The sequence below is a fragment of the Bacteroides muris (ex Fokt et al. 2023) genome, assembly GCF_024704895.1.
Lineage (GTDB): Bacteria > Bacteroidota > Bacteroidia > Bacteroidales > Bacteroidaceae > Bacteroides > Bacteroides muris.
Genome location: NZ_JAMZEE010000145.1, coordinates 1 through 266 on the forward strand (window position 1 = coordinate 1; position 266 = coordinate 266).

The 266-nt window shown below is 39.8% G+C and carries 1 pseudogene; it reads left to right on the plus strand.

Annotation, left to right across the window (positions count from 1 at the left end):
- Positions 1–117 (plus strand): annotated as a pseudogene (locus M1B78_RS18630) (ISAon1 family transposase); the annotation flags it as partial.
- Between the last annotated feature and the right edge of the window lie 149 nt (positions 118–266).

Below are 266 nucleotides of genomic sequence, written 5' to 3' on the forward strand. Positions count from 1 at the left end.
GAAACGAATGCATTTGCTGAATCATTCAATGCAAAAATTAAAGCGTTCAGAGCACAGTTTAGGGGAGTCGGAGATATGCCATTCTTTATTTTTAGATTATGCAAACTAACAGTGTAGATTTAACATACCCACAGGGTTTTCGGACTGACCCGAACATGATTTACGGGTGACCCGTAAAACTCCCGTAATCCTTAACAAAAAGAAAACCACTGACTCATTGTAAATCAGTGGTTTAAGTGGAGCGTATGAGACTCGAACTCATCACC